This is a genomic window from Kitasatospora sp. NPDC048722 (assembly GCF_040650235.1).
Classification (GTDB): domain Bacteria; phylum Actinomycetota; class Actinomycetes; order Streptomycetales; family Streptomycetaceae; genus Kitasatospora.
On record NZ_JBEZGX010000004.1, the window covers coordinates 51,320 to 77,669 of the forward strand.

The following is a 26,350-nucleotide window of genomic DNA, read 5'->3' on the forward strand; positions in this document are numbered from 1 at the left end:
AAGAAGCCTAGAATTCAGCCATGACCTCTCCCGCCGCCCCGTCCCCGGACGGCATGCCGCCGACCCTGCTCGACCTCAGCACCTACCTCCTCTCCCGGATCGGCCGCACCGCGCGGGCCCGCCTCGGCGAACGGCTGGCCGCGCGCGGGCTGCGACTGTGGGACATGGCCGTGCTGGCCGCCCTCGCCGACTTCGGGCCGCACGCCCAGCGCGAGCTCTGCGAGCGGCTCGCCCTGGACCCGAGCGACCTCGCCAAGGTCGCCGACCGGCTGGCCGCGGGCGGCCACGTGGAGCGGGCCCGCGACGGCGCCGACCGGCGACGCGTGTCGGTGTCCGTGACGGACGCGGGGCGGGCGCTGCTCGCCGAACTCGACGCCGAGGCGCGGTCGGTGCAGGACGAGGTGCTCGCGCCGCTGGACGCGCCGCAGCGGGAGGTGCTCCAGGAGCTGCTGCTGCGCGTCCACGCCGGCCTGACGGCGGGGCGGCTCGGCCTGTGAGGCGCTAGGAGGCGGGGTGCGGGCGCCGGGCGCCCGCGAACTCGTCGGCCCAGCGCGGAACGGCGAGCACGTTCTCGACGCGGGCGACGCGCGTGCCCGTCCGTTCGGCGTGGATCATCGCGCCGTCGCCCGCGTGGATCCCGACGTGGTGCAGGATCGCGTCCGGGCGGGAGAAGAAGATCAGGTCTCCCGGGAGCATGGCGTCGCGCGGCACCTCGGCGCTGCGGTTGAACTGCGCGACGGTGTAGTGGGCGAGCTCGACCTTCCCCTGGCTCGCGAGGTACCAGCAGTAGAGGGACAGGCCGCTGCAGTCGTAGCCGACGGTGTTCTCGCCGAGGCAGACCCCGTCGAGGTAGCCGTTCTCGCCGTCGCAGAAGCCGTAGCTCGCCCCGAGCCGGTCGCCGCCGCCCCACGCGTACGGCACGCCGATCTGCGCGGCGGCCACCTCGGCGACGCGTCGTCCGAGTGCGGCGGCCGCCACGGGCTCGGTCGGGGCGGGGCCGCTCGGCGCGGGTCCGGCGCTCGCGGCGGCCGACGCCCCCAGGGCGGGGACGAGTCCGGCCCCGAGCGCGATCCCCAGCATCCGGCGCCGGCCGACGCCCGAACCGTCCTCGTGGTGCGGCAGTTGGGACTCCATCGCTCACTCTCCCGGTGTTGTCGGCGTCTCGTCAGGCCTCGGGACACCAGGATCCCGGCCGGAGCCGTCGGGCCGCCATCACCCGGAACGGTGAATCGCGAACCGCATCGGCCTCGGAACGGCGGGAAATTCGCCCGCAAATCGTTTGACGCCCCCTCAGGTGCGGCCAACGATGGGCGCAAAGGTTCGACCGCGACCTCCGGAGGCCACCGTGACCAGTCCCGTCAAGCTCATCCGCAGCACTCGTCTGGCCCCGGCCGTCGACTACGCCTACGCGGCGGCCGTCGACGCGCCGGTCCGTACGCTCTGGCTCGCCGGCGCCTGTCCGCTGGACGAGAAGGGCCGGACGGTCGCCGTCGGCGACTACGAGGGGCAGGCGCACCAGGTCATGCGGAACCTCATAACCGCCCTGGACGAGGCGGGCGCGGCACGGACCGACATCGCCCGGACGACGGTCTACGTAGCGTCCTCCCGTCAGGCCGACCTCGTGAAGGTGTGGAACGTGTACCGCTCGTACATGGCGGAGCACGACGCCCCCAGCACGCTGCTCGGCGTCGCCGTGCTGGGCTACGCGGACCAGTTGGTGGAAGTGGAGGCGGTGGCCGTGCTGCCCTGACGCGCAGGTCCTGCGGGGCGCTCAGCCGAAGATGGCGCGCGGCTCGCCGGTGAGCCACACGTTGTCGATCCGCACCCGGTGCATCAGCCAGCGGTCGCCGTCGCGGTGCAGTTCGACGTCGTAGCGGTTCTTCAGCAGGGCGTGGGTGGCGGGGTCGGCCGTCAGCACGTGCTGCGCCTCGACGAGGGAGGTGAGCCGGGCCCGGTCGCCGTCCACGGTGATGCGGGGGTTGGTGATCTGGTGGGTGGTGGTCACCCGGCCGGCGAACATGCCGAGGATCGTGGTCACGATGTGGTCCCGGCCGGCCATCACGGGCGGTTCGGCGCCCCACGCGGCGGCCGCCGGGCGGAAGTCCAGTTCGGCGTCCGGGGTGAAGGAGGAGGCGAACAACCCGCGGTCGTGGAGGTCCTGGCCGAGGCCGAAGCGGAGGAGGGCGTCCAGGATCTCGGTCCGGTCGCGCAGTTCGGCGGCGACTGCCTCCGGGTCGGCGGCGGGGGCGGCGAGGGCGCGGTCGGTGGTGACGTACATGGTGCAACTCCTGTGGAGGTGGGGGATCTTCGGCGATGGCTCCACCCTCCCGCCAGAGCGGTCGGACGATCAATGGGAGGCTGTGCAACGATCGTGAAGCGAGGGTTAACGATGTAGTGGGGGAGAGGCGGTACCGCGTGCTGGAGCGGCACGAGATCGAGGCGTTCCTGGCGCTCGCCGAGGAACTGCACTTCGGGCGGACGGCCGAGCGGCTGCACGTCTCCACCGCGCGGATCAGCCAGACCGTGCGGAAGCTGGAACGCCGGGTCGGCGCGCCGCTGTTCGTCCGGACGAGCCGCCGGGTGGAGCCGACCGCGCTGGGGGCGCAGCTGGCGGAGGAGCTGCGGCCCGCGTGGGAGGCGGTGGGCGCCGCCGTCAGGCGGGTCGCCGACGCCGGGCACGGCCGCACCGGAACGCTGCGGGTGGCGTTCGCGGGCCCGGCGGCGGGGCAGCTGCTCGTCGGCGTCGCGGAGCGGTTCAGGGGACGGCTGCCCGGCTGGGAGGCGGCCCTCCGGGAGGCCGAACTCGTCGATCGCCTGGCCTTGTTGCGGGCGGGCGAGGTGGACCTGGTGTTCGCGGAGTACCCGCTGAGCGAGCCCGACCTGGTGCCGGGCCCGGTCCTGGTGAGCGAGCCCCGGATGCTCGCCCTGCCCGCCGGCCATCCGCTCGCGCTGCAGGACGATGTCACGCCGGAGCAGCTGGCCGACCTCCCGCTCGTCCACCTTCCCTCCGCCGTACCGGAGTCCTTCCGCGCCGACCGCACCCCGACGCGGACGCCGGCCGGACGGCCGATCTCACCCGGACCGGAGGGTGGCACGCTGAACGAGATCCTGACCCTCGTCGGTGCCGGCCGGGGTGCCTTCCCGCTCGGCGCCCAGGCCCGCCGCTACCACCCCCGTCCCGACGTCGCCTACCGCCCGCTGGCCGACGCACCCCCGGTGCAGTGGGGCCTGATCCACCACCGCGACCGTCCGACCCCAGCCACCGAGGCGTTCAACCGCGCAGCCCAGGACCTCCTGGGGGTGGATGGCTAGAGCCGTGTCCCGGCCTCACCCGTCGAGCGCGATCCCGAAAGGCCGAGGCGGCGACCGGCCTCGGCGAGGACCAGTGGACGGGCCGCCAGGCCCCCGCCTTCACGGCGATCACCGGAGCGGCCGGGTACCCGGTGTTCGGCCTCAAGCCGCTGCTGGACGGCATCGCCGTCATGATCGAGGCCCTCGCTCCCCGGCGCCCGGCCGGTGTCGTGTGATCGAACGAATCGGGCGAGGGCCTGCTGGAACGCTCGGGCGCGCTCGGCGTCGGTGGCGCGGGTGCCGGCCAGGGCGGGGACGGCGAGCAGGTCGACGCCGGTCCAGCCCCTGCACAGGGTGCCGATCACCCGTGCGAGGGCCGTGGCTCCCTCGTGTCGTCGTGCGGCTCGCTCATGCCGGACCTCCGTTCCTCCGACCCACGAGACCCCGCGAGCCGCTACAAGTGCCAGGGGCCTTCGGCCCGGTCGGCTGGGCCGGGCGGGCCGGGCGGGTCCGGAAGGCGCTCGAAATCCGGTGACCGAGTCGGGCTGTTCGGCCCAAGCGGTCTTTCCCCGGGTGGGCACACGATGGCGGTGACCGCCGAACCGGCCGGACCATGGAACGGTGCGAAATGAGTGCAGCGATGGACACCGGGACCTTCCGGGTACTGGTGGTGGAGGATGATCCGGTGATCGCGGACTCCCTCGTGCGGGGCCTGCGACAGGCCGGCTACAGCGCCGCCGGCGTCGCCACCGGCAGGGCGGCGCTGGCGGAGCCGGCGCCGGACGCGGTGCTGCTCGACCTCGGCCTGCCGGACATCGACGGGGTGGAGGTGTGTCGGCGCCTGCGACAGCGGTCGGACGCGGCGATCATCGCGGTCACGGCGCGCGGTGAGGAGGCCGACCGGGTCCTGGCTCTGGACGAGGGCGCCGACGACTACCTGGTCAAGCCGTTCGGGCTGGCCGAGCTGCTGGCCCGGCTGCGCGCGGTGCTACGCCGTACCCGGCCCTCCGAGCAGGAGCCGGTGCGCCACGGCCCGCTCACGGTCGACCGCCGCACCCGCCGGGTGACCGTGAACGGGGCGGAGGTGGCTCTCACCCCCAAGGAGTTCGACATCCTCGCATGCCTGGTGACCGATCCGGGCCGGGTGGTGACCCGCCAGGAGATCCTGGAGAGCGCCTGGGACGCACACTGGTACGGGCCGACGAAAGTGGTCGACGTCCACGTCGCCGCCCTGCGCCGCAAGCTCGGCGTCCCGGGGCTGATCGAGACCGCCTACGGTCGGGGATTCCGCCTCGGTGAGGTCGCGGAGACGCCGTGACCCGCCGGATCGTGCTCGCGTTGCTGGCACTGACGGTCGTCCTGGTGGCCGCCGCGGCGGTACCGCTCGGCCTGTCGATCACGCAGCGCGAGCATCTGGCCTTCCGGGACAAGACCCAGGCCGCCGCCCGGGTCGTCGCCGCCTCCGCCGAGGAGTACCTGTCCGACCGGGCGCCGGCGGACGCCATGAACGCGGATCTCGCCGACGCGCAGAAGGCGGGCGACTGCGTGGTGGTCTCCGACACGAACGGCCGGCTGATCGCCGCGACGCCGTGCCAGGCCGCTCAGGTGCCCGAGGCCCGCGAGCTGGTGGCGCGGACCCTCGCCGGCAGGGAACCGGAACCGCCCGAGAGCGAAGGGCGGCTGCTGGCCGCCGAGCCGGTCGGCACCTTCCGGCAGCCGGACGGCGTGGTGGTCCTGGCCCGGTCGGCCACCCCGCTGGACACCCGCATCGCGGTCACCTGGACCTGGATCGGCCTGGTCGCCCTCGCCGGGATCGCCGCCTCCGCCCTGGTCTCGGTCGGCATCGCCCGCTGGGTCAACCGTCCGCTGGCCACCCTGGACACCGCGGCCCGCAAGCTCGGCGAGGGCAGGCTCGACGAGCGCGCCGCCGTGAACAGCGGCCCGCCCGAAGTCCACCGGCTTGCCGCGACGTTCAACGCCATGGCCGCCCGCACCGAGAACCTGGTCCACGGCCACCAGGCCGTCATCGCCGACGTCTCGCACCAGCTGCGCACCCCGCTCGCGGCGATCCGGCTGCGCCTGGACCTGCTCGCCACCGCCCCGCCGGAGACCGCGCCCGAGCTGCTGGCCTCCGCGCAGGACGAGCTCGCGCGGCTTTCCCGCCTGGTGGACGGGCTGCTGGCGGTGGCCCGGGCCGAGCAGACCGTGCCGAAACCCGTGCCGGTCCGGGTCGACGAAGTCGTGGCCGACCGGGTGGCGGCCTGGGAACCGGTGGCGCAGGAGCGCGGTGTCCGCATCACCAACCACTGCCGGGCCGGCCATCCCGCCAGTCTGGGGTCCGGTCATCTGGAGCAGGTCCTCGACAACCTGCTCGCCAACGCCCTCGACGCCGTTCCCGAGAACGGCACGGTCACGATCGACAGCACGCCGGGAACGGAGACCCTCCGGGTGAGGGTCGTGGACGACGGCCCCGGCATGACGCCCGAGGCACGCGCGGTCGCCTTCCACCGTTTCGGCAACCCCCGAGCCCGCGGCAGCGGGCTCGGACTGGCCATCGTCCACCGGCTGGTCACGACCAACGGCGGCGCCGTCACTCTGGAGGAGACACCGGGTGGCGGCCTCACCGTCGTCCTGGACCTGCCGCTGGGGCACGAGCGGCGAGCACCCTGACTTTTACCGGTTCCAGGAAGGTTGTGAGCAAGTCCGAGCAACAACCCGGCGCACCGTGGTCAGTGGAAGCACCCGAGCCGGACCACGAGGAGTGCCCGCCATGGCCGACCTCCACAGCCAGCCCCAGCCGGAAGGCCCCGCGCGTCGCGAGCACGGGATGCGACGGGTGTCCACCACCACGCGCTGGACCGTCGTCGCCGCTGCCGCCGGCTCCGCGGCCCTCGGCCTCACGTACACCACCCTCGCACCCGGCGCTTCCGGGACGCCCACGCCGGCACAGGGGACACTGCCCGCGGGCGTCACCTGCACCCGGCAGCCCGCCGCGCCCGCCGCGCCCGCCGCGCCCGCCGCGACCAACACGCCGTCGCGCGGCGACAAGGCGCCGGACGGCGAGGGTGACGAGGCGGAGGAAGTCGCAGCCCCGGCGCCGACCGCGCCCACGCCGCAGAGCACGGTCACCTGCACCGGTCTCACCCCGCCGGCGCACTCGCCGCTCCCCACCCAGCAGGCGCCGCAGACCAGGACCGGCGCGTCGTGAACGGCCACCACCTCCCCGGCGCGGCCACCAGCTTCCCCGCCCTCGGTACCACCGCCACCCTCTTGACCACCGATCACCGGACGCTCACCGAGGCCGAGCGGATCCTGATGGACGAGCTGGCCGCCATCGACAGCACGTGCAGCCGCTTCCGCCCGGACTCCGAACTCAGCCGCCTCAACTCCGCCGCCGGCACCGCCACGACCGTCAGCGAACTCTTCGCCGAGGCCCTGAACGCCGCACTGCGCGCGGCCGAACTGACCGGTGGAGCCGTCGACCCGACCGTGGGCCGGGCCGTCCGCGCCCTCGGCTACGACCGAACCTTCGCCTCGCTGCGCCCCCAGGACGCCGTGCCGCTGCCCACCGCGCGGCCCGCCACCGGCTGGCGGGCCGTCGACTGGGAGCCGGGCACCCGTCGCCTGGTCCTGCCGCGCGGCACCGTCCTCGATCTCGGCGCGACCGCCAAGGCCCTCGCGGCCGACCGCGCCGCCCGCCGGATCGCCGAAGCCGTCGGCGCCGGGGTCCTGGTCAACCTCGGCGGGGATCTCGCCACCGCCGGCCGAGCCCCGCACGGTGGTTGGCGGGTCGGCCTGGCCGACGATCACGCGGCCACCGGCCCCGGACCCGTCGTCGCCGTCACCTCCGGAGCCCTGGCCACGTCGGGCGTGAGCGTGCGTGCGTGGCGCCGCGGCGGCCAGGTCGTCCACCACATCGTCGACCCCGCCACCGGACGCTCCACCGAGGCCTACTGGCGCACCGTCACCGTCGCCGCCGACACGTGCCTGGACGCCAACACCGCCACGACCGCCGCGGTCGTGCTCGGCCCGGCCGCCCAGGAATGGCTGGAGCGGACCGCACTGCCCGCGCGCCTGGTCCGCCTCGACGGCACCGCCATCCGGATCGGCGGCTGGCCCGACGACCCTGCCGGAGGCCCGAGATGACCACGGCGACCGCCCTCGCCGCCAACCCACTGTGGTACGCGAGCCGCGCCGGCGGCACCGTCGCCCTCCTGCTGCTGACCGCGACCGTCGCCCTCGGCATCGCGGTCGGCGGCCGAGCCCGACCGCGCCGGATCGGCCGTTTCGAGATCGGGCTCCTGCACCGCAACCTGGCCGTCCTCACCCTCGCCTTCCTCGGCCTCCACATCGGCACCGCGATCATCGACCCCTACGTCAGCCTCTCCTGGGCCACGGCCGTCGTGCCGTTCGGCGCCGCCTACCGGCCCCTGTGGCTCGGCCTGGGCACGGTCGCCTTCGACCTGCTGCTCGCTGTGGCGATCACCAGTGCGCTGCGCCTGCGCATCGGCCGGGCCAGCTGGAAGGCCGTGCACTGGCTCGCGTACGCGGCCTGGCCGGTCGGCCTCCTCCACGCGGTCGGTACCGGTACCGACACCCGCCTGCCGCTGCAACTGTGGCTCTACGCCTTCTGCCTGGTGACCGTGACCGCGGCCGCCGGATGGCGTCTGCACCGGGCCGGGCCCGCCCGACGCGCCCTCCGCGTGTCCGCCGGCCTCCTCGTCGCAGCCGTCCCGGTACTGACCACCACCTTCCTGGCCGCCGGACCGCTGCAACCGGGCTGGTCCCACCGCGCCGCCCTCTCGCTCACCGCCCTCGGAGGCATCCGATGAACCTCGCGCCCCTCGGCCGAACCGCCGGGCCGAGCACGACCCTCCGGCTGCTGGACCGCGGTTGCGCCACCGGCACACCCGTGGGTCTGGCCGAGCACCTCCTGCGCCACGGCCCTGCGCCCCGGCCGGGGACCCGGCTGGTGGAAACCGTCGAAGAGGCCGGGCTGACGGGCCGCGGCGGAGCCGGGTTCCCCACCGCGCGCAAGCTGCGCGCCGTCGCAGCCGGGCGCCGCCGCGCCGTCGTGGTCGCCAACGGGATGGAGAGCGAGCCGCTCAGCCAGAAGGACCGGACCCTCCTCGCCACGGTCCCGCACCTCGTCCTGGACGGCGCCGTCCTGGCCGCGGAGGCCGTCGGAGCGGATCGCATCCACCTGTGCCTGCCGCGCTCCCGACCCGTGCTGCTACGCGCCCTGGCCGACGCCGTCGAAGAGCGCCGGCGCGCCGGTGTCGACTCCGTGCCGATCCGGGTGGAGGCGCTGCCGCACGGCTACGTCACCAGCGAATCCACTGCCCTGGTCCACTGGCTGGACGGGGGCCCCGCCCGCCCGACAGGTGCCCGGCCCCGCACCCACGAGAAGGGCGTCCACGGACGGCCCACCCTCGTCCAGAACGTGGAGACCCTCGCCCACCTCGCGCTGATCGCCCGCTACGGTGCCGACCGGTTCCGCCGGGCCGGGACCACGGCCTCGCCGGGAAGCATGCTGGTGACGGTCGCCGGAGCCGTCCGCGAACCCGGCGTCCTCGAAATCGAACCCGGAACTCCGATCGGCACCGTCCTCGCGCAGGCCGGCGGCCCTGACCAGCCGCTCCAGGCCGTTCTCCTCGGTGGGTTCGCCGGCACCTGGCTGACCACCCCGGACGCTCTCCGGCTGCCGTTCAGCCGCGAGGGCCTCGCCCCGTGTGCGGCGCCCGGGGCCGGTGTCATCGCCGCGCTGCCGCACGACGCCTGCCCCCTCGCCGAGACCGCCCGCATCCTCGCCTACCTCGCCGCCAACGGCGCGCGGCAGTGCGGGCCCTGCACCTTCGGCCTGCCCGCCGTCGCCGACGACTTCACCGCCCTCGCCGACGGTCGGCCCACTCCCGGCCTCGTCGACCGCCTGCACCGACGCGTCGGCCTGCTGCCCGGTCGCGGAGCCTGCCACCACCCGGACGGTGCCGCCCGCCTCGCCGCCGGCGCCCTCACCGCCTTCCCCACCGACGTCGACCACCACCTCCACCAGGGCCACTGCCGCCGACCCGCCGTCCTGCCGGTCCCACCCGCAACCCCGACGGAGTGCTGGACATGACCACCGCCGACCGCGAAACCCTGCGCATCGACCGGACCGCGTGCACCGGTCACGGCCAGTGCGCCGAGCTGCTCCCCGAACTCCTCACCCTCGACGAATGGGGCTACCCCGTCCAGCACGCCACCTCCGTCCCGCCCGACCTGCGCGAGCACGCCCGCCGCGCCGTCCGTGCCTGCCCCCGCCTCGCCCTCCACTCCGACCGCAGGTGACCGACCTGGGGTGACCGACCTGGGGTGACCGGCCGGGGGTGACCGGCCGCCCGGCGCCCCTGCGGGCGGCTTCCGCAGGCGCGCCGACCTGTTCCAGCCGACACTGATCCCGACGACCGACAGGAACACCGCCCGATGACCTTCTTCGACAAGCTCGTCCCGCACCCGGAAAGCCATGCGGCCGGCCGGGCCGGGTGGCTGCGCGCCGCCGTCCTGGGCGCGAACGACGGCCTGGTCTCCGTCGCCAGCCTCATGGTCGGCCTGGCCGCCAGCGGGGCCGGCACCTCCACCGTCGTCACCGGCGGCCTCGCGGGCCTGTCCGCGGGCGCGATGGCGATGGCCGCCGGCGAGTACGTCTCCGTCAGCTCACAGGTCGACGTCGAGACCGCCGACCGGGCCAAGGAGGCCCGCGAACTCGCCGAAGCCCCGGAAGCCGAACTCGACGAGCTCACCGCCATCTACGAAGGGCGCGGAGTCCCGCTCGAGCTCGCCCGGCAGGTCGCCGAGGCCCTGCACGAGGCCGACCCGCTCCAGGCCCACCTGCGCGACGAACTCGGTCACAGCGAACACACCGCCGCCAACCCCCTCCAAGCCGCCCTCGCCTCCGCCGCCAGCTTTCTCGGCGGCGGACTCGTGCCCTTCCTCGGCCTCCTGGCCGGTTCGACCGGCGCCCGCCTGTGGCTGATCGTCGCCGTCACCCTCTGCGGCCTCGCCCTGGCAGGCGTCCTCGCCGCCCGCGCCGCCGGCACGACGGTCCTCCGCCCCACCCTGCGCGTCGTCGTCGGCGGCGGACTCGCCATGGCCATCACCGCGGCCGTCGGGCAACTCGCCCACGTCTCCGGGGTCTGAGCCGAAACCGGAGGCGTCCGGCCCGCAGCGCTGTCCACCGACCGCACGTTCCGGGCCGGCCGACCGGCCCGGAACGGGTTTCACGGGTGACGTCGGTCGGGTGAACCGGTCCGGGTGCGGGCCGCGGTCGGTGGCGGCGGTCGGCGCCGTCTCCCCGTCGGCCAGCCGGAGGCCTCAGATGTCGAGGTTCTGCCGGATCCGGGCCGGGGTGACGGACTCGGGGATGACGACGTCGCCGAGCTGGAGGTGCCGGCGCAGCACCACCTCGGCCGGGGACGTGCCGGTGCGGGCGGCGATCGCGGTGATCGCGGTGATCGCCGGGTCGTCCGGGACGGCGCCCTGGGCGAGCGGGCTCCACGCCTCGCTGGAGACGGGGTGCCCGGCGTGGAAGGCGCGCAGCTCGGCCTGCTGGAGGCCGGGGTGCAGCTCGACCTGGTTGACGGCGGGCACGGGCGGCCGCCGTCCAGCAGGCCGCTGGCGGCGGGCGGGCCGGAAGTCGGACCCGCCGCCCGGATGCGGCCGTCAGCGGGCCGCCCAAGCCGAGCCGGGGGATCTCGACGCCGTCGTCGAGATCCCCCGTTCGGTTCGTTCCGGTCGGTGGGCGCGATGTGGCCGGCGGAGTGCCGCTGGTCAGCCGACGAGCTCCGCCAGTGCGGCGGTGGCGAAGGAGTGGTCCTGCTCGGGGGCGCCGCCCCCGATGCCGAGGGCGCCGACGAGGCGGCCGTCGCGGTGGACCGGGATGCCGCCGGCGATGAAGAGCAGCGGACGGTCCAGCGCGGTGGGCAGGGAGTGGAACGGCCCGTCGGGCTTGACGAGGTCGACCAGGTCGGCGGTCGGGGCGTCGAGCTGGAGGGCGGTGTAGGCCTTGCGGGTGCTGGTCTCACCGGAGATCAGGACGGCGCGGTCGTCGCGGCGGAAGGCGAGCAGGTGCCCGCCCGCGTCCAGCACGGTGATGCTGACGGCGACCCCGGCCGCCTCGGCGGCGGTGCGGGCGGCGGCGACGAGCGTCTCCGCGTCGGCGGTGGTGAGCGGAGTGACGGTGGTGGTGCTCGTGGTGCTCACGGTGGCGCTTCTCCTCATGGAACGGTTCAGTGGTGGACGGGGATCGAGACGGCTGGAACGGCGGTCGAACGGGCCGGGGCGCGGCGCTCCAGGGCGGCGGACCAGACGGCGAGGACGAGGGCTGCGGCGGCGAGCAGCGCGCCGACCCAGTTCGGGGCCGTGTAGCCGAGGCCGGCCGAGATCACCAGGCCGCCGAGCCAGGCGGAGAGGGCGTTGCCGAGGTTGAACGCCCCGATGTTGACGGCGGAGGCCAGGGTGGGCGCGCCGTGCGCCTGGTCGAGGACGCGCTTCTGCAGCGGCGGGACGGTGGCGAAGCCGAGCGCGCCGACCAGCAGGATCGTGACGGCGGCGAGGACCTTGTCGTGCGCGGTGAAGGTGAACAGGGCCAGCACGACGGCGAGTCCGCCGAGCGAGGCGTACAGCATCGGCATCAGCCTGCGGTCGGCGAACCTGCCGCCGAGGAGGTTGCCGAGGAACATCCCGATGCCGAACAGCACCAGCAGCCAGGTGACGGCGCCGTCGGAGTAGCCGGCGACGTGGGTCATCATCGGGGCGATGTAGGTGATCGCGGCGAAGACTCCGCCGAAGCCGAGCACGGTCATCGCCATCGCGAGCAGCACCTGCGGGTTGCGGAACGCGGTCAGCTCGCCGCGCAGGTGGGCGCCCTCGGGGCGGGGCAGGGCGGGGACGAGCTTGGCGATGCCGAGCAGGCCGACCACGCCGAGCGCGGCGACGCCGACGAAGGTGGCGCGCCAGCCGACGGCCTGGCCGACGAAGGTGCCCAGCGGGACGCCGACGATGTTGGCGACGGTGAGCCCGGTGAACATGGTGGCGATGGCGCCGGCCTTCTTGTCGGGGGCGACGAGGTCGGCGGCGACCACCGAGCCGATCCCGAAGAACGCGCCGTGGGCGAGCGAGGCCACGATGCGGCCGGCGAGCATGACGCCCATGTTCGGGGCGGCGGCGGACAGCAGGTTGCCGGCGACGAAGAGGCCCATGAGGAGCATCAGCATCGTCTTGCGGCCGATCCGGGTGCCGAGCACCGTCATCAGCGGCGCGCCGATGACGACGCCGATCGCGTACCCGGTGACCAGGAGCCCGGCGGTGGGGATGGACGCACCGTAGTCGCCGGCGATCTCGGGCAGCAGACCCATGATGACGAACTCGGTGGTCCCGATCCCGAAGGCCCCGATGGCCAGGGCGAGGAGTGCGAGAGGCATGGCGCGTCCTCCAGACGAGATTGCTACTGCGCCTTACGAGCCTCGACAATAGTTGCAGACGCGGGATAGATGCAAATGCGGGATTTTGCTCGTGGTGGCACTCTGGTCGTCCGTCGCTCCGCCTCCGGCCGGTGGGCAGATGCTTGTATAAGCGGGATACATGCCCAGGCCGAAATTTTTGCGGAAGGCTTATCCTGGACAGCGTCGAACCCGGAAGGAGACCCGCGCCATGACCGCCACGGATCCCGCGCTGACCGCCCTCGCCAACGGCTGGGCCGCCCTCTACCTCCTGGCCGGCCGGATCGAGGCGCACATCGAGCGCAGCCTGCAGGCCGGGCACGACCTGAGCGTGCGCGAGTACTCGCTGCTCGACGTGCTCAGCCGCCAGCACGACGACGAGGGCGGCCACCTGCAGATGAAGCAGGTCGCCGACGCGGTCGTCCTCAGCCAGAGCGCCACGACGCGCCTGGTCACCCGCCTTGAGGACCGCGGCCTGCTCTCGCGCTACTTGTGCCCGACCGACCGTCGAGGCATCTACACGAACGTCACCGAGGACGGCCTGAAACTGCTGGAGGCTGCTCGTCCCACGAACGACGCCGCGCTCCGAGAGGCCCTCGACGAGGCCGCGAAGAACCCCGAACTCGCCCCCCTCGTCAGGGCCGTGGAGGGCGTGAACCCGCTGTCGGCGCTCGGACGGCGCTGAACGACCCGGTACGACGAAGCGCCCACCGCCGCGCAGGCGGTGGGCGCTTCGTCGTACCGGGCTCCGGGGGTCACTCCGAGGCGAGCAGGGCGTCCAGCTTCGCGTAGCCCTCGGTGACGCCCTTCTCCATGCCGCTCGCGAGGATCGCGTCCCGGGCGGCGAAGCTGTCGACCACGGACAGGATCGTGACGCGGGTGCGGCCCTCGCCGGCCGGCTCGAACGCGGCGGTGTCCAGCGAGACGCCGTCCGGCACGCCCGTGTAGGTGAACGTCTGGACGAGCCGGGTGTCCGGCCGGACCTCGTGGAACGAGCCGTAGAAGGCGGCGATCTCCCGGCCGTCCTGGTGCATGGAGTAGCGGTAGCTCCCGCCGGTGCGCCCGTCCCAGAAGTCGATCTTCGTCTCGTGGTTGTCCGGGCCGAGCCACCGGGCGACCAGCTCGGGTTCGGTCCAGGCCCGGAAGACCCGCGCCGGCGGGGCGTCGAACTCGCGGACGATCCGGATGGTGGGCAGCGCCGGGTCCGCCTCGACCCGGGTCTCGCGGCCGGTGGTGGAGGTCATGGCTTCTCTCCTTCGTGTCCTGGGCCTGCTTCGGTCTCCGTGTTGTGCGCGGGGCGTCCGCCTTCGGACCCGCCTTCGGACCCGTCGTGGTCGGCCTCGTCGGCCTCGTCGGCCATGGCCGCGAGGACGGCGTCCAGGCGGCGGAACCGTTCCTCCGCCTGTCGGCGGTAGCGCTCGATCCAGCTCGTCATCAAGTCGAACACCTGCGGTTCGAGGTGGCACGGCCGTCGCTGCGCGTCCCGGCTGCGGCTGACGAGCCCGGCCTCCTCCAGCACCTTGAGGTGCTTGGAGACGGCCTGCATCGACATCGCGTACGACTCCGCCAGCTCGCCGACGGTCGCGTCGCGGACCGAGAGGCGGGCGACGATGTCGCGCCGGGTCGGATCGGCCAGGGCGACGAACGCCCGGGACAGTTGGTCGACGGCCACCGGATACCCCTGCTCCTTCTCAACCAATTGGTTGAGGACAACGCTACGCCGGTCCGCCGCCTCGTTCAACCGATCGGTTGAGAAGGGTGTCGAGGGGTGCCGAGGAGCTTGATCGAACTTCCGGGGCCGGGTATGCCGCTACACATACCGATCGTTCGGTTTTGTGTGCGACTGCACGTGAGGAGTGCCCTTGAGGTGCCGGCAGGCGGCCGGTCGTCCCGAATTCTCCGAAGGAAGCGGGTGGGTAGGGGGGAGGTGCGACTGGGGCGACTCCCGGGCGGTGTCCTGTCGCCTTCGGGTCACCCGTCGCTAAGATACGGCGTGTTTGGTTTTGTTTTTCGCGAGAACGTCAGGACGGGGTGGTTCCGGTGGTACGGCAGGAGCGCGCGCTCCGGACGCGTCGGCTGATCCTGGAGGCCGCGGCTTCTGTCTTCGACGAGTTCGGCTACGAGGGAGCGACCATCGGCGAGGTGGTCTCCAGGGCCGGTGTGACGCGCGGCGCGGTCTATTTCCATTTCGCGTCCAAGCGCGATCTCGCACAGGGCGTGGTCGAGGAGCAGTTCGCCCAGGACGGCGTACCCGAACGCTCCTGCAAACTCCAGGAGTTCGTGGACACCGGGATGGTGGTCGCCCACCTGCTGCCGCGCGACCCGCTGTTGAGCGCCGCCGCTCGGCTCTCCCTCGGCCAGGACGTGTTCGACGAGTTCGGCGGCGGCGCGATCCTCGGGTGGATCTCCCGCTTCGAGGCGATCCTGGTCGCGGCCGGCGAGCGCGGCGAGCTGCTGCCGCACGTCACTCCGGCGGACGCGGCCTGGCTGTTGACGGCGGCGTGGACGGGCGTGCAGATCCAGTCCCAGAAGCTGAGCGGCCGGGCGGATCTGGAGCGCCGGGTGGCCGGGCTGTTCCAGCACGTGATGCCGAGCATCGCGGTGCCGGGTGTGCTCGGCGCGCTGCAGATGGGGCCGGACCGCGGTGCCCGGGTGGTCGCCGAGGTGGCGGCGGCCCGTGCGGCGTCGGAAGGCGGCGCCGGCGCCTCTGGCCGTAGTGGCGGAAGCGGCGCCGAGGTCGAGGCGCACGCGGTCGGCGGCGCGGTCGCGGTGTCCTGACGCGGCGCTCCGCTCGCGCAGCAGGGAGTCGATCGACGGTGGCGCGGGGACCCCAATGCGGCCCCCGCGCCACTGTCCGCTTGTGCCCGGTCCGTCCGGTCCGCCCGGTCTGTCCCGTGGGCCCAGGCGCGCGCTCTCGTGCGCACGCAGGCGGACAAACGGTCCGTTCGCGCCCCCTCATCGAGCATGCGTACCCCGATTCACGTAAACAAACAGCTCGTTCGGTTTTGTATTGACAAACCGCTCGTCCTGTTTTTGACTGGTCATCGTGGCTCCGGGGTGTCGACCCAGGGGGAGTCGGGTGCCGACCGCGGCGGATCCGCCGGGGGCGTTCCGTGGGATTGGGGTGGCCGTCATGGAGATCCGCGTGCTGGGGGCGTTGGACGTCCGGATGTGCGGAGTGTCGGTGGTGCCGTCGGCGCCGAAGCCGCGGCAGGTGCTCGGGTTACTGGCCCTGCGTGCCGACCAGGTCGTCCCGGCCGGCACGCTGGCCGACGAGCTCTGGTCCGGCCGCCCGCCGCGCAGCGCCCGCACCACGGTGCAGACGTACGTCCTGCAGCTGCGCGAGCTCATCGACCGTGCGATCGCCACGACCGGCGCGGCCGCCGCCGGGTTCGCCTGCGCGAAGGACGTCCTCGTGACCTCCCCCGGCGGCTACATGCTCAACAGTGGCGGCGGTCTCACGGACGCCCGCGAGTTCGACCGCCTGGCCGGCCTGGGCTACCGCGCGATGGACGGCGACGACCACAGGCTCGCCGCGAGGATGCTCGACGAGGCGCTCCGCCTCTGGCGCGGCCCGGCCCTCGCGGACGTCCCGGTCGGCGGCCAGCTCGCCGTCGAGGCCAAGCGCCTGGAGGAGACCCGCCTCTGTGCCCTGGACCAGCGCATCGACGCGGACCTGCGGCTCGGCCGTCACCGGGTCCTGCTCGCCGAACTGACCGTCCTGGTCGACCGCTACCGCACCCACGAGAGCCTGCACGGCCAGTACATGCTCGCGCTGCACCGTTCCGGTCGGAGGGGGGAGGCGCTGGAGGTGTACCAACGGCTCCGTGCAACTCTGGTACGGGAATTGGGCATGGAACCGTCGGCGGCGCTGCGGCGCCTTCAGCGCTCGATCCTGGTCGCCGCCCCCGAACGGGCGGAGGCCGGCGGCGAACCGGCCGCCGCGGTCCGCCCGGCCGAACGGCCGGGCGCCGCGGCCCGGTTCTCCCGGGTGGGCTGAGGGCCACGGGGGCGGCCCGGGCGGGACTGTTCGGTGCGGTGCGCGTAGGCGGAACTGGTCTGCAGCAGTGAGGGGTTGAGGGCACGTGGCGCAGGAGAGGTCGGAGCGGACGCGTGGGCGGCTGGTGGAGGCGGGGGCGGTGCTGTTCGACCGCAGCGGGTACGCGGGTGCCACGCTCGGCGAGATCGCCAGCACGGCCGGGGTGACGAAGGGGGCTCTGTACTTCCACTTCGCGTCGAAGGAGGACCTGGCGCGTGCGGTGCTGGACCAGGCCGAGGGCTCGCTGCGCAACGCGTGCGCGACGCTGCGCACGGCCTCGTCGCCGCTCCAGGCGCTGATCGACTCGGGGTACTGGCTGGTCGCCGCGCTCGGTTCGGACGCGGTGATCCGCGCCGCGTTCCGGCTCGGTCGGGAGGGCGGCGCGTGGCTGGGGGAGGCCGCGGCCCAGGGCCCGGCGGCCGAAGTCCCGAAGCAACCCGGCCGCACGCAGTCCGGCCCGACGCGGCCCGGCCCAGTGGTGGCAGGCGTGTGCGCGGCCGGGACGCAGGGTTTCCACGGCGTGTGGGCGGGCGTGGTAGGGGAGTTGCTGTCCGGCGCGCGCCGCGCGGGCGAACTGCGCGACCGCCCGGGCGGCACCGGCCCGGAGTCGCTCGTGGTGACGGCCGCGTGCGGCCTGGAGGTCACCTTCGGAGAGGACTGCTCGCCCGAGGAGCGCGCCCGCCGGGTCGCCGCGTTGTGGGAGTGGCTGCTGCCCTGCCTCGTCCCGCCGGGCGCCTCGGCCCTCTACCGCACGAGGCCGCTGACGGGCGTGCCCGTGTAGGCCGTCGGACCTGCCGGGCAGGAGCGTGCGATGTGATCCGGTGGCGCTTCGTGCGGAGGCGGGTGAGCACGCGACGCATGACCGACGGTCCTCCGCCCCGCCGACGGCGCGACGATTCAACCCCGGGGCGCGAGTTCGTCCAGCCACCGCCCGACCAGCTCGCGGACGGCGCCCGCGCCCTCGTCCTGCCGGCGCCCGCCCTGCTCATCGCGAGCGCGACGCGCGCCTTCGGTGCCCCGGTCGGACGTCGGCCGGGGGGTCAGCCCCAGGGGGACGGCGGGAACCAGAGGTAGCCGAGCCTGGCCAGCATCCGCACGTCCCAGTACACGACGGTGAAGACCCCGGCGACCAGGAAGGCCGCCGCGGTCACCACGCTGATCCGGGCGGGCCTGGACGCCAGCACCCGCTGCAGCCGGCCGCCCGTTCCGTGGGCGAGTGCCACGAACAGCACCGCCATGACGGCGATGTTGCCGATCGACTGCAGGAGGAACGCTCCCGCGCCGTAGAGCGGGTTGTGGGTGGTGGCGGCGTGCCGGAACAGGTCGCGGAAGAGCGGGTACGGGCGGCCCACCAGGAAGCCGCCGATCATCGCGCCGACGAGCACCAGCGGCGCGTTCGGGAAACGGCGGGACAGCCCGGCCAGCGGGTCCCGGACCAGGCCGACGGCGGCCAGGCCGAGCACGATCATCACCAGCCCGATCAGGCCGAAGGCCGTCATCGACTGGAGCGCCCGGGGCGTCAGGCCCTTGCTCGTGGCCGTCGAGAACTGCGGCATGTGCGTGCCGGCGAGGCCGACCAGCGCGCCGTAGGCGGCGGAGACCGGTGCCATGCCCGCGAAGACCCAGCCCAGCGGCCTGGCGACGTGCCGGAGCCTGTGGCGCAGCGACGGTGACTGGCCGACCAGCGGGCCGACGGCGCCGAAGGCCGCGATGTTGCACGCGGTGAAGGAGCCGGCCAGCCCGGAGACGAAGGCGAACAGGACTCCGGAGGCCACCCCGGTGATCGGTGTGCCGTGGGCGTCGTGACCGAGCAGGGCGTCGGCGGTGCCGAAGCCGATCTGGTCGTCGACCAGGTTCGCGTTCCAGGCGTACGCCAGCACGAGGCCGCCGAGCGTGCTGAGCAGGACGGTCGGCCAGCGCCGCCCGGGGAAGTCGCCGGTGACGAACAGCGACGTGCGGATGGGGAGTTGACGTGGGACGTGGCCGGCCGTGGTGTCCGGCTGACCCGATGCGTACGTGCTCATGGCGGCGTCTCCTCGGCAGGGGTCCGGTGCTCGCGTGGTCCGGCGCGCGATGCTCAGTTCCCCCGGCCGTAGCCGGAGTCGACGATCCGCTTCGCCCCCTCGGCGTAGTAGCCCGGGTCCTCGGGGAGGTCGGTGGCCAGGCCGTCGACGTACCGGTTGTACATGCAGAACGCGGCGGCGATCAGCACGGTGTCGTGGATCTCGGTGTCCCCTGCGCCGGCCGCGCGGGCGGCCGCCACCGCCTCGTGCGAGACCGGCCCGACCCGCTCCTGCACCTCGGCCGCGATCCGCAGGAGAGCCCGCATCCGGTCGGTGAGCGGCGCGGTGGCGGGATCGGCCAGGACCGCCTTCACCACGTCCTCGCCCTCCTCCAACTGCGCTGCGGCGAAGGCACCGTGGGCTCCGGTGCAGAAGCGGGTGCCGTTGAGGTTCGAGACGTAGGCGGCGACGAGCTCGCGCTCGCCCCGGCTCATCGGGGCCGGAGCCCGCAGCAGTGCGTCGGCGAGCAGCCCCAGCGGGGCCGCGGTGTCCGGGCGCAGCGCCAGAAGGCCACTGATCCCCGGTAGTCCGTTGTCGATGGCGATGTGCGGCACGGGTGGACTCCCTCGGTCGGGAAGGACGGACGGCGCTCCATCGTCACGATCGCCGCGCCGGTCCGCCAACTCCCAGATTGCCCTGGCAGCGGAAGGAGGCGGGCGGACGGTCGGCCTTGAGTCTCCAGTGACTGGAGACAGCAGAGTGAGGGCCACGGACGCGACGACCCTCCGCTCGATCGGGGAGCTCTCCCGGCGGACCGGCCTGTCCGTGCGGACGATCCGGTTCTGCTCCGACTCGGGGGTCGCGGAGCCGATCGCCCGAAGCCCCGCCGGCTACCGGCGCCACGACCTCGACGCGCTGCTCCGCCTGGAACTCGTCCGCACGCTGCGCGCGTCGGGCGTCGACCTGCCTGCGATCCGGCGGGTCGTGGACCGCGGGCTCCCGAAGGCCGATGTCGCCGCCGCGCACACCGACGCCGACCTGCGGATCCGGGAGCTTCGGCTGCGCCGGAGCGTGCTGCGCGTCGTGACCGGGCACGGTTCCGATCCCGAGGAGACCGGACTCGTGCACAGGCTCACGCAGTCGTCCGCCGACGAACGGCGGCGGCTGACCGAAGACTTCGTCGCCGGCACCTGCCGCCCCGGCGGAAGGCGCCCCGGCCACGGCGGCCACGGGGCCGGATCGTCAACGGCTGGCAGGCGGTGCCCGGTCCGATCCCGGCGTACTCCTGGCTCTCTCGGGCCCTGCGGACCGGAGGCGTCGCGTGGTCCGGCCGGCGTCCGCCCGCCCGGGAAGGCCCGGGCGGGCGGACGAGCTCCGGTGGGCGCGGCCCTACCGCACGCGGCCCTACTGCATCGGGGTCGGCGTGATCATCGCGAACGGGGCGCCCTGCGGGTCGGCGACCACCGTCATCCGGCCGGCCATCATGTCGAAGGGCGGGGCCAGGACGGTGCCGCCCCTCTTGACCAGGGCGTCGACCGTCGAGTCCACGTCGTCGACGGCGAAGTACGTCAGCCAGTGTGCCGGGGTGCCGGGCGGGTCGTTGGCGAGCAGCGTGGCCCCGCCGACCGCCCGGCCGCCCACCCGCACCTCCCAGTACGCGTCCGCGCCGTCCAGCGGCTCGATCTCGATGCCGAAGGCCTCGCCGTAGAAGGCTGTCGCGGCCTGGATGTCGCTGGTGTGCAGCTCGTTCCAGGTGAGCGCGCCGGCCTCGTTGACGACCTGCGCGCCGAAGAACCCGCCCGCTTGCCAGACGCCGAACACCGCGCCCTGGGGGTCGGCGGCGATGAGCATCCGCCCGAGGTCGCCGACGTCCATCACCGGTACCAGCAGCGTGCCGCCGGCCGCGACGATCGCGTCCTGGGTGGCCTGGGCGTCCGTGGAGGCCAGGTAGCTGGTCCACACGGTCGGCGGCTCCGGCATGCCCTCCGGGGCCATCGCCGGCCCGATCCCGGCCGCGGCCTTCCCGTTGAGCTCGCAGACCGCGTACCCGCCGAACTCGGCCGGGCCGGGCTGCCCCTGCCAGCCGAGGACGTCGCGGTAGAAGTCGAGCGCGGCCCGCTGGTCCTTCGCCATGAGATCGACCCAGCACGGGGTGCCGGTCGCGTACGGGGTGGTGACTTCAGGCATGATCGCCCTTTCTCCCGGGGATTACCGCCAGCCACCCTTCCGCCGCCGCCCGCCCGCCGCCACCTGACACGCCGCCCCGCGCGGCGAGCGGGTGACGGCGGCGGCCCGGCCGGCCAGGCCGCCGCCGACGTCTCTCGGCGCTACTTCAGGTGCCGGGCGTAGAACCGGTTCCCGTTCTCCAGCTCGAACCACGGGGTGCCGACGTGCCCGCCCATGTTGGCGTGCATCGTCTTCTCGGTGCTGCCGAAGGCGTCGAACAGCTCCAGCGCGCGCTGCCGGGGGTTCCCTTCGTCGTCCCACTGGAGCAGGAACAGCAGCGGGATGGTGATCCGCCGCGCCTCCTCGCGCTGGGCGAGGGGCACGTAGCCCCCGGCGAAGAAGCCGGCGGCCGCGATGCGGGGCTCGGTCACCGCGAGGCGGATGCCGACGGCGGTCCAGCCCGAGTAGCCGACCGGGCCGTCGGTCTCGGGCAGGGAGAGGAGGGCGTCCAGGGTGGTCCGCCATTCCGGGACCGCGTTCTCGACCAGCGGGCCGATGAAGGACTCGAGGATCTCGTCGACCGGCTCACCGGCCTGCACGGCCCGGCGCAGGTCGGCGCGGGCGCGGTCGTCGGCGGCGGAACGGGGGCGGCCGCCGCAGCCGGCCGCGTCGATGGTGGCCACCGCGTAGCCCTGCGCCGCGCAGTACCGGGCCCGGGCCACCAGCCGGGGCTCGTCCTTGGGCAGGGCGTTGTTGTGGGCCATGAGGATCAGCGGAACGGGCGCGGATCCGGGCGTCCACAGGGTGCCGGGGATCTCGCCGAGGGTGAATTCGCGTTCGAGGACGCCGTTGTCGAGGCGCTGCTCGGAGGTGAACTGCATGGTCGTGCCTTTCGGGAGTGCACTGGAACGGCGCTCCCGGACGACCTATCGCCCGACCGTGACCCCGGAGGAGAGCACCCATGTCGAAACTGTGTTCACGGGTACCACCTCCTCGTTCTCTCGCACGGCCTCCGGCAGGCTAGCAGCGGTCGCAGCGGCCCGCCAAAGCGTTTTCGCGCGGGCCCCGCGCCCCGCCGCAGGGGGGCGTGCTCGGCCTCGGCCGGTCGAATGTCAGTCCCACTCGCCATGATGGCGCCATGAAGGACATCGCCTCCACGGCCTCCCCTGTCGCCCTGACCTCGACGGACGCGTACGCCGACGCCGTCGCCACCGCCGTGCGGGCCGCCGCCGCGTACTACGCCGACGGCGGCACGCCGCTCGGGGACGACGAGTACGACGCGCTCGTCCGCGCTATCGAGGCGTACGAGCTGGCGCACCCCGACGAGGTGCTGCCCGAGACGCCGACCGGGAAGGTCGCGGGCGGGGCGGCGGTCGGGGACGTGCCGCACAGCGTGCCGATGCTGTCGCTGGACAACGTGTTCTCGGCCGAGGAGCTGGAGTCCTGGGCGGCCGGTCTGGAACGCCGCCTGGGCCGGCCCGTCGCGGCCTGGTGCGTGGAGCCGAAGCTGGACGGCCTCGCCGTGGCCGCCCGGTACCGGGCCGGGCGGCTCGCCCAGGTGCTCACCCGGGGCGACGGCCTCGCGGGCGAGGACATCACGCACGCCGCCGACGCCGTCCTCGGCCTGCCGGCCCGGCTCGCCGAGCCGCTGGACGTCGAGCTGCGCGGTGAAGTCCTGCTCACCCACGAGCAGTTCGAGAAGGCCAACGCCGTCCGCACGGCCCACGGCGCCACGCCCTTCGCCCACCCGCGCAGCGGCGCCGCCGGCACCCTGCGGGCCAAGGACCGCCCGTACCGCGTCGAGCTGACGTTCTTCGCCTACGACGCCCTCGGCCTGCCGGGCCTCGACCACGCCGCCCTCCTCGCCCGGCTCGCCGAGCTCGGCGCGAACACCGCCGCCACCACGGACGCGGCGCCCCGCCGCTGCGCGAGCCTGGCCGAGGCGCAGCAGCGCATCGACGAGATCGCCGCCCTGCGCGCCGCGCTGCCGTTCGGCATCGACGGCGTCGTCGTGAAGGCGGACGCGGTGGCGGACCAGGAGGAGGCCGGCTCGGGTTCGCGCGCGCCGCGCTGGGCGGTGGCCCGCAAGCTCCAGGCGCAGCACAAGGTCACCCGGCTGCTCGCGGTCGAGTGGAACGTCGGCCGCACCGGGATCATCGCGCCGCGCGCCGTCCTCGAACCGGTCGTGATCGACGGCGTCACCGTCACGTACGCGACGCTGCACAACCCGGCGGACATCGGGCGCCGCGGTCTGATGCTCGGCGACCAGGTGTTCGTATACCGCGCGGGGGACGTGATCCCGCGCGTGGAGGCGCCGCTGGTGGACGAGCGCACCGGTGCCGAGCAGCCGATCGCGTTCCCCGAGGTGTGCCCGCGCTGCGGCGACGCGATCGACACGTCCGAGCAGCGCTGGCGCTGCGTGCGGGGGAGGGGCTGCCAGGCCGTCGCCTCGGTGATCTACGCGGCCGGGCGCGACCAGCTCGACATCGAGGGCCTCGGCGGCACGCGCGCGGTGCAGCTGGTGGAGAGCGGCCTCGTCAACGACATCGCCGATCTGTTCACCCTCACGAAGGAGCAGCTGCTCACGCTCGACCGGATGGGCGAGACGAGTGCCGACAACCTGCTCGCCGCCCTGGAGACGGCCCGCGTCCGCCCGCTGAACCGGGTGTTCTGCGCGCTCGGCATCCGCGGCACCGGCCGCACGATGTCCCGCCGCCTCGCCGCCCACTTCGGCAGCATGGCCGCGATCCGGGCAGCCGACGCGCAGGCGCTCGCGGGCGTGGACGGCATCGGCGTGGAGAAGGCCGCCGTCATCGTGGCCGAACTCGCCGACGTCGCACCGCTGCTGGACAAGCTCGCCGCTCAGGGCGTGGGCCTGGAGGTCACCGAGCCGACGGCGCCGGCCGCCGCCGCCGGCGGGGACGGGGCACCGGCGGGCCCGCTCGCCGGCGAGGCCGTCGTCGTCACCGGCGCCATGACCGGCGCCCTCGCCGACCTCTCCCGCAACGCGATGAACGAGCTCGTCGAGCGCGCCGGCGGCAAGGCCTCGGGCTCGGTGTCCAAGCGCACCACGCTCGTCGTCGCGGGCGAGAAGGCCGGCTCCAAGCGCGCCAAGGCCGAGGAGCTCGGCATCAGGATCCTCACCCCGGAGGAGTTCGCGGCCGTGGTCGCCGAGTTCCTGGAGTGACCGAACCGGACACCGTTACGCAGAGGTGCGGTAGGGTGACCGACGTCGAACAGGACCGCGATCCAGGGAGGTGAGACCCATTACCGGTACGTCCGAGCGGGTGCTCCCCGGGTCCGGTCGCAGAGACGGCGCGTCGCGCGCGTAAGGCGCGGGCGTGTCCCGTCCCACGGCGACAGCCCCGAGGGGCCCTGACGGAGTCGTTCAGCTGTTCTCGATTCCCTCAAGAGGTTCTCCTTGTCGGTCTTCCCCTCCGCAACCCTCCGTTCCTCCGTGGTCTCGCGCCTGCGCACCGCAGGCTGCGTCTTCGCGGAGGACGAGGCGCGGATCCTCCTCAGCGCCGCCGCCACCCCGGCCGAGCTCGCCGTGATGGTGCGGGCCCGGGCCGAGGGGCGTCCGCTGGAACACGTCGTCGGCTGGGCCGAGTTCGCGGGCCTGCGGATCGCCGTCGACCCCGGCGTCTTCGTGCCCCGCCGCCGCAGCGAGCACCTCGTCGCCACGGCCACCGCTCTCACCGGCCCGGGCGCCGTCGTCGTCGACCTGTGCTGCGGCAGCGGGGCCCTCGGCGCCGGGCTCGCGGCCACCGCCGGTGGTGGCGTCGAACTCCACGCCGCCGACGTCGACCCGGCCGCCGTCCGCTGCGCCCGGCGCAACCTCGCCCCGTACGGCGGTCACGTCCACCAGGGCGACCTCTTCGCCGCTCTGCCCGCCGGACTGCGCGGCCGCGTCGACGTCCTGCTCGCCAACGTCCCGTACGTCCCCACCGCAGACATCGGCCTCCTGCCGCCCGAGGCCCGCTTCCACGAGGCCCTCCCCGCCCTCGACGGCGGCACCGACGGCCTCGACGTGCTGCGCCGCGTCGCCGCCGACGCCCCGCAGTGGCTCGCCCCCGGCGGCTCGCTCCTCTTCGAGACCAGCGAACGCCAGACCCTGGCCGCCCTCGCCGTCGCCGGGGACGCCGGGCTGCGCGCCACCGCCTCCCATCACGAGGACCTGGACGCCACCGTCATCACGGCAACTCGGCGCTGCTGACGCAGCCCTCCACCGCCCTCGCCGGCGGCCGGCCCGCCGGGTGCGCCCGTCAGGGCAGCTCGTCGGCGATGGCGGCGACGAACGCGGCGAGCTCGGCCCGCGCGACGGGGTCCGGTACGGCCTGCGGCAGGACGGCGTGGGCGAGCCGGATGTGCTCCCGGATCCGCTCCTCCACCCAGGCGCGGCCCCGGCACTCCTCGATGAGGTCGGCGACGTGCCGGAGCTGGTCGAGGGTGGGCTCGGCGGTGTCGTCGTAGAAGGCGGCGAGCTGGTCGCGGGCCGGCCCGTCGGACTGGAGGGCGACCGCGGCGAAGGCCCGGGACTTGCGTCGCCGCAGGTCGGCCAGCGGGTCCTCGAGGGCGTCGCGGGAGGTGCCCCAGACGCCCTCCCAGTCGTCGAAGAAGGCCATGGCCATGCCGGCGTGGTAGCCGAACCGTTCGGCGGCGACGAGCTCCTCCTCACCGGCGCCGCGTACCAGGGCGCCGGCGAGGCACACCCCGGCGGTGGGGAGGGCGATGGTGCTCTCCAGCAGTTCCAGCGAGAGCTCCAGGCTCATCCGCGACGTGCCCTCCGACTCCAGGTCGCGGATCTGTCCCGAGCAGCACTCCCGGATGGCGCGGGCGGCCCGCCGGATCAGCTCGGTGGAGACCCGGTCGCCCTCCTCGGCGAGGAGCTCGAACGCGAGGCAGTGCAGGGCCACCCCGACCTGGATCGCGGCCGGTACGCCGAAGGCCGTCCAGAGGGTCGGCCGGCCCTTGCGGACCATCTCCCGGTCGATGACGTCGTCGTGGACGGTCCCGGCGGCCGACATCAGGGTGCCGGCGACGGCGGCCGTCCGGACCGCCTCCCACGCCTGCGGGCTGCTGCCCGCGCACAGCAGGGCGACCAGCGCGGGCCGCCGCCGGAAGCCGACCGGTGTCGTCGGGCGGCCCTCGGCGTCGACCCACCCGAAGTGGTACTCCGTCATCCGCCGGACGGGTTCGTCGAGCCGGGCCGTGGCCGCGCGCAGCGCCGGCTCCATGAAGGCGATGACGTCCCGGGTGATCTGCGGTGAGGTGCGAACGGTCTGCACGGAGGTCTCCGACATTCTCTAGTGGCCGGGGAACGGCGCAGCGCCGATTCCTGGGGCGGGCAGGCGCGGTCCCTCCTGTCATGACGC

General features: G+C 74.2%; 29 protein-coding genes and 2 pseudogenes. 18 read left to right on the top strand and 13 right to left on the bottom strand.

All coding sequences use genetic code 11. The features are described from left to right. Window positions 1-20: 20 nt before the first annotated feature. Window positions 21-497: a MarR family winged helix-turn-helix transcriptional regulator gene (locus AB0C76_RS04915; protein WP_359959788.1), complete on the top strand. Its 477-nt coding sequence runs from the start codon at window positions 21-23 to the stop codon at window positions 495-497. A gap of 4 nt (window positions 498-501) precedes the next feature. On the opposite strand, the gene AB0C76_RS04920 is transcribed toward AB0C76_RS04915, so the two are convergent. After that, window positions 502-1,134, bottom strand: coding sequence for an NlpC/P60 family protein (locus tag AB0C76_RS04920; RefSeq protein WP_359959791.1), 633 nt, complete (start codon window positions 1,132-1,134; stop codon window positions 502-504). A 211-nt stretch (window positions 1,135-1,345) separates the two neighbouring features. Between AB0C76_RS04920 and AB0C76_RS04925 the strand changes: the two genes are divergently transcribed. Then, window positions 1,346-1,750 (top strand): RidA family protein, encoded by a 405-nt coding sequence (locus AB0C76_RS04925; RefSeq protein ID WP_359959794.1) that lies wholly within the window; start codon window positions 1,346-1,348, stop codon window positions 1,748-1,750. A gap of 21 nt (window positions 1,751-1,771) precedes the next feature. Here AB0C76_RS04925 and AB0C76_RS04930 read toward each other — a convergent pair whose 3' ends face one another. Beyond that, window positions 1,772-2,278, bottom strand: coding sequence for a nuclear transport factor 2 family protein (locus tag AB0C76_RS04930; protein WP_359959797.1), 507 nt, complete (start codon window positions 2,276-2,278; stop codon window positions 1,772-1,774). A gap of 137 nt (window positions 2,279-2,415) precedes the next feature. On the opposite strand from AB0C76_RS04930, the gene AB0C76_RS04935 reads away from it, so the two are divergent. Continuing rightward, window positions 2,416-3,312: a LysR family transcriptional regulator gene (locus AB0C76_RS04935; protein ID WP_359959800.1), complete on the top strand. Its 897-nt coding sequence runs from the start codon at window positions 2,416-2,418 to the stop codon at window positions 3,310-3,312. Here AB0C76_RS04935 and AB0C76_RS04940 read toward each other — a convergent pair. Then, a complete protein-coding gene (locus tag AB0C76_RS04940) occupies window positions 3,309-3,656 on the bottom strand; it encodes a hypothetical protein (RefSeq protein WP_359959803.1) in 348 nt (115 codons plus the stop codon). The two genes, AB0C76_RS04935 and AB0C76_RS04940, sit on opposite strands and share 4 nt — an antisense overlap. A gap of 263 nt (window positions 3,657-3,919) precedes the next feature. On the opposite strand from AB0C76_RS04940, the gene AB0C76_RS04945 reads away from it, so the two are divergent. From AB0C76_RS04945 to AB0C76_RS04980, 8 genes are all read left to right on the top strand, one after another. Beyond that, on the top strand, window positions 3,920-4,609 hold the full coding sequence (locus AB0C76_RS04945) for a response regulator transcription factor (RefSeq protein WP_359959806.1): 690 nt from the start codon (window positions 3,920-3,922) through the stop codon (window positions 4,607-4,609). Further along, the gene (locus tag AB0C76_RS04950; protein ID WP_359959809.1) at window positions 4,606-5,961 is read left to right on the top strand and encodes a HAMP domain-containing sensor histidine kinase; all 1,356 of its coding nucleotides are present in this window, start codon (window positions 4,606-4,608) and stop codon (window positions 5,959-5,961) included. The genes AB0C76_RS04945 and AB0C76_RS04950 overlap by 4 nt, the downstream gene beginning before the upstream one ends. Window positions 5,962-6,061: 100 nt before the next feature. Next, window positions 6,062-6,499: a hypothetical protein gene (locus AB0C76_RS04955; RefSeq protein WP_359959811.1), complete on the top strand. Its 438-nt coding sequence runs from the start codon at window positions 6,062-6,064 to the stop codon at window positions 6,497-6,499. Then, window positions 6,496-7,437: an FAD:protein FMN transferase gene (locus AB0C76_RS04960; RefSeq protein ID WP_359959814.1), complete on the top strand. Its 942-nt coding sequence runs from the start codon at window positions 6,496-6,498 to the stop codon at window positions 7,435-7,437. The genes AB0C76_RS04955 and AB0C76_RS04960 overlap by 4 nt, the downstream gene beginning before the upstream one ends. Then, entirely contained in the window at window positions 7,434-8,123 is a 690-nt protein-coding gene (locus AB0C76_RS04965; protein ID WP_359959817.1) for a ferric reductase-like transmembrane domain-containing protein, read from the top strand. Before AB0C76_RS04960 ends, AB0C76_RS04965 begins: the two co-directional genes overlap by 4 nt. Next, window positions 8,120-9,409 (top strand): NADH-ubiquinone oxidoreductase-F iron-sulfur binding region domain-containing protein, encoded by a 1,290-nt coding sequence (locus tag AB0C76_RS04970; protein WP_359959820.1) that lies wholly within the window; start codon window positions 8,120-8,122, stop codon window positions 9,407-9,409. The genes AB0C76_RS04965 and AB0C76_RS04970 overlap by 4 nt, the downstream gene beginning before the upstream one ends. Beyond that, window positions 9,406-9,618: a ferredoxin gene (locus tag AB0C76_RS04975; protein ID WP_359959823.1), complete on the top strand. Its 213-nt coding sequence runs from the start codon at window positions 9,406-9,408 to the stop codon at window positions 9,616-9,618. Before AB0C76_RS04970 ends, AB0C76_RS04975 begins: the two co-directional genes overlap by 4 nt. A gap of 135 nt (window positions 9,619-9,753) precedes the next feature. Further along, the gene (locus tag AB0C76_RS04980; protein WP_359959826.1) at window positions 9,754-10,467 is read left to right on the top strand and encodes a VIT1/CCC1 transporter family protein; all 714 of its coding nucleotides are present in this window, start codon (window positions 9,754-9,756) and stop codon (window positions 10,465-10,467) included. Between the two features lie 177 nt (window positions 10,468-10,644). On the opposite strand, the pseudogene AB0C76_RS04985 reads toward AB0C76_RS04980, so the two are convergent. The 3 genes and pseudogenes from AB0C76_RS04985 to AB0C76_RS04995 form a co-directional block, all read right to left on the bottom strand. Next, a pseudogene (locus tag AB0C76_RS04985) lies at window positions 10,645-10,917 on the bottom strand (aldo/keto reductase); the annotation flags it as partial. A 180-nt stretch (window positions 10,918-11,097) separates the two neighbouring features. Beyond that, a complete protein-coding gene (locus tag AB0C76_RS04990; protein ID WP_359959829.1) occupies window positions 11,098-11,547 on the bottom strand; it encodes a heme-binding protein in 450 nt (149 codons plus the stop codon). 8 nt (window positions 11,548-11,555) lie between these two features. After that, a complete protein-coding gene (locus AB0C76_RS04995) occupies window positions 11,556-12,749 on the bottom strand; it encodes an MFS transporter (RefSeq protein ID WP_359959832.1) in 1,194 nt (397 codons plus the stop codon). A gap of 229 nt (window positions 12,750-12,978) precedes the next feature. On the opposite strand from AB0C76_RS04995, the gene AB0C76_RS05000 reads away from it, so the two are divergent. Then, window positions 12,979-13,452 (top strand): MarR family transcriptional regulator, encoded by a 474-nt coding sequence (locus AB0C76_RS05000; protein ID WP_359959834.1) that lies wholly within the window; start codon window positions 12,979-12,981, stop codon window positions 13,450-13,452. A 70-nt stretch (window positions 13,453-13,522) separates the two neighbouring features. Here AB0C76_RS05000 and AB0C76_RS05005 read toward each other — a convergent pair whose 3' ends face one another. Together AB0C76_RS05005 and AB0C76_RS05010 are read right to left on the bottom strand one after the other, a co-directional pair. Further along, window positions 13,523-14,011, bottom strand: a complete 489-nt coding sequence (locus AB0C76_RS05005; protein ID WP_359959837.1) for an SRPBCC family protein — start codon at window positions 14,009-14,011, stop codon at window positions 13,523-13,525. Further along, complete coding sequence (locus AB0C76_RS05010) at window positions 14,008-14,439, bottom strand: metalloregulator ArsR/SmtB family transcription factor (protein ID WP_359959839.1); 432 nt, start codon at window positions 14,437-14,439, stop codon at window positions 14,008-14,010. Before AB0C76_RS05010 ends, AB0C76_RS05005 begins: the two co-directional genes overlap by 4 nt. 368 nt (window positions 14,440-14,807) lie before the next feature. On the opposite strand from AB0C76_RS05010, the gene AB0C76_RS05015 reads away from it, so the two are divergent. From AB0C76_RS05015 to AB0C76_RS05025, 3 genes are all read left to right on the top strand, one after another. Then, complete coding sequence (locus AB0C76_RS05015) at window positions 14,808-15,545, top strand: ScbR family autoregulator-binding transcription factor (RefSeq protein ID WP_359959842.1); 738 nt, start codon at window positions 14,808-14,810, stop codon at window positions 15,543-15,545. 355 nt (window positions 15,546-15,900) lie between these two features. Next, window positions 15,901-16,767 carry an AfsR/SARP family transcriptional regulator gene (locus tag AB0C76_RS05020; RefSeq protein WP_359959845.1) on the top strand — a complete coding sequence of 289 codons (867 nt, stop codon included), beginning with the start codon at window positions 15,901-15,903 and terminating at the stop codon, window positions 16,765-16,767. An 85-nt stretch (window positions 16,768-16,852) separates the two neighbouring features. After that, window positions 16,853-17,587, top strand: a complete 735-nt coding sequence (locus AB0C76_RS05025) for a TetR/AcrR family transcriptional regulator (protein WP_359959848.1) — start codon at window positions 16,853-16,855, stop codon at window positions 17,585-17,587. A 259-nt stretch (window positions 17,588-17,846) separates the two neighbouring features. Here AB0C76_RS05025 and AB0C76_RS05030 read toward each other — a convergent pair whose 3' ends face one another. Then, entirely contained in the window at window positions 17,847-18,830 is a 984-nt protein-coding gene (locus AB0C76_RS05030; protein ID WP_359959850.1) for a hypothetical protein, read from the bottom strand. A gap of 53 nt (window positions 18,831-18,883) precedes the next feature. Then, window positions 18,884-19,423: a carboxymuconolactone decarboxylase family protein gene (locus tag AB0C76_RS05035; RefSeq protein ID WP_359959853.1), complete on the bottom strand. Its 540-nt coding sequence runs from the start codon at window positions 19,421-19,423 to the stop codon at window positions 18,884-18,886. A gap of 145 nt (window positions 19,424-19,568) precedes the next feature. Between AB0C76_RS05035 and AB0C76_RS05040 the strand changes: the two are divergent. Then, window positions 19,569-19,991 (top strand): annotated as a pseudogene (locus AB0C76_RS05040) (MerR family transcriptional regulator); the annotation flags it as partial. Window positions 19,992-20,213: 222 nt separating this feature from the next. Here AB0C76_RS05040 and AB0C76_RS05045 read toward each other — a convergent pair. Continuing rightward, window positions 20,214-20,996, bottom strand: a complete 783-nt coding sequence (locus tag AB0C76_RS05045; RefSeq protein WP_359959856.1) for a VOC family protein — start codon at window positions 20,994-20,996, stop codon at window positions 20,214-20,216. 140 nt (window positions 20,997-21,136) lie between these two features. Continuing rightward, window positions 21,137-21,856, bottom strand: coding sequence for an alpha/beta hydrolase (locus AB0C76_RS05050; RefSeq protein ID WP_359959859.1), 720 nt, complete (start codon window positions 21,854-21,856; stop codon window positions 21,137-21,139). A gap of 257 nt (window positions 21,857-22,113) precedes the next feature. On the opposite strand from AB0C76_RS05050, the gene ligA reads away from it, so the two are divergent. Both ligA and AB0C76_RS05060 read left to right on the top strand, forming a co-directional pair. Continuing rightward, a complete protein-coding gene (gene ligA / locus AB0C76_RS05055) occupies window positions 22,114-24,162 on the top strand; it encodes an NAD-dependent DNA ligase LigA (RefSeq protein WP_359959861.1) in 2,049 nt (682 codons plus the stop codon). A 270-nt stretch (window positions 24,163-24,432) separates the two neighbouring features. Continuing rightward, window positions 24,433-25,191, top strand: coding sequence for a putative protein N(5)-glutamine methyltransferase (locus AB0C76_RS05060; protein WP_359959863.1), 759 nt, complete (start codon window positions 24,433-24,435; stop codon window positions 25,189-25,191). A gap of 49 nt (window positions 25,192-25,240) precedes the next feature. Here AB0C76_RS05060 and AB0C76_RS05065 read toward each other — a convergent pair whose 3' ends face one another. Beyond that, on the bottom strand, window positions 25,241-26,263 hold the full coding sequence (locus AB0C76_RS05065; protein WP_359959865.1) for a polyprenyl synthetase family protein: 1,023 nt from the start codon (window positions 26,261-26,263) through the stop codon (window positions 25,241-25,243). Window positions 26,264-26,350 lie beyond the last annotated feature (87 nt).

Coding starts and splice junctions, on each gene's coding strand:
- AB0C76_RS04915 (WP_359959788.1), top strand. CDS start 21: ATGACCTCTCCCGCCGCCCCGTCCCCGGACGGCATGCCGCCGACCCTG.
- AB0C76_RS04920 (WP_359959791.1), bottom strand. CDS start 1,134: ATGGAGTCCCAACTGCCGCACCACGAGGACGGTTCGGGCGTCGGCCGG.
- AB0C76_RS04930 (WP_359959797.1), bottom strand. CDS start 2,278: ATGTACGTCACCACCGACCGCGCCCTCGCCGCCCCCGCCGCCGACCCG.
- AB0C76_RS04945 (WP_359959806.1), top strand. CDS start 3,920: ATGAGTGCAGCGATGGACACCGGGACCTTCCGGGTACTGGTGGTGGAG.
- AB0C76_RS04955 (WP_359959811.1), top strand. CDS start 6,062: ATGGCCGACCTCCACAGCCAGCCCCAGCCGGAAGGCCCCGCGCGTCGC.
- AB0C76_RS04965 (WP_359959817.1), top strand. CDS start 7,434: ATGACCACGGCGACCGCCCTCGCCGCCAACCCACTGTGGTACGCGAGC.
- AB0C76_RS04970 (WP_359959820.1), top strand. CDS start 8,120: ATGAACCTCGCGCCCCTCGGCCGAACCGCCGGGCCGAGCACGACCCTC.
- AB0C76_RS04975 (WP_359959823.1), top strand. CDS start 9,406: ATGACCACCGCCGACCGCGAAACCCTGCGCATCGACCGGACCGCGTGC.
- AB0C76_RS04980 (WP_359959826.1), top strand. CDS start 9,754: ATGACCTTCTTCGACAAGCTCGTCCCGCACCCGGAAAGCCATGCGGCC.
- AB0C76_RS04990 (WP_359959829.1), bottom strand. CDS start 11,547: ATGAGGAGAAGCGCCACCGTGAGCACCACGAGCACCACCACCGTCACT.
- AB0C76_RS04995 (WP_359959832.1), bottom strand. CDS start 12,749: ATGCCTCTCGCACTCCTCGCCCTGGCCATCGGGGCCTTCGGGATCGGG.
- AB0C76_RS05000 (WP_359959834.1), top strand. CDS start 12,979: ATGACCGCCACGGATCCCGCGCTGACCGCCCTCGCCAACGGCTGGGCC.
- AB0C76_RS05005 (WP_359959837.1), bottom strand. CDS start 14,011: ATGACCTCCACCACCGGCCGCGAGACCCGGGTCGAGGCGGACCCGGCG.
- AB0C76_RS05020 (WP_359959845.1), top strand. CDS start 15,901: ATGGAGATCCGCGTGCTGGGGGCGTTGGACGTCCGGATGTGCGGAGTG.
- AB0C76_RS05030 (WP_359959850.1), bottom strand. CDS start 18,830: ATGAGCACGTACGCATCGGGTCAGCCGGACACCACGGCCGGCCACGTC.
- AB0C76_RS05045 (WP_359959856.1), bottom strand. CDS start 20,996: ATGCCTGAAGTCACCACCCCGTACGCGACCGGCACCCCGTGCTGGGTC.
- AB0C76_RS05050 (WP_359959859.1), bottom strand. CDS start 21,856: ATGCAGTTCACCTCCGAGCAGCGCCTCGACAACGGCGTCCTCGAACGC.
- ligA (WP_359959861.1), top strand. CDS start 22,114: ATGAAGGACATCGCCTCCACGGCCTCCCCTGTCGCCCTGACCTCGACG.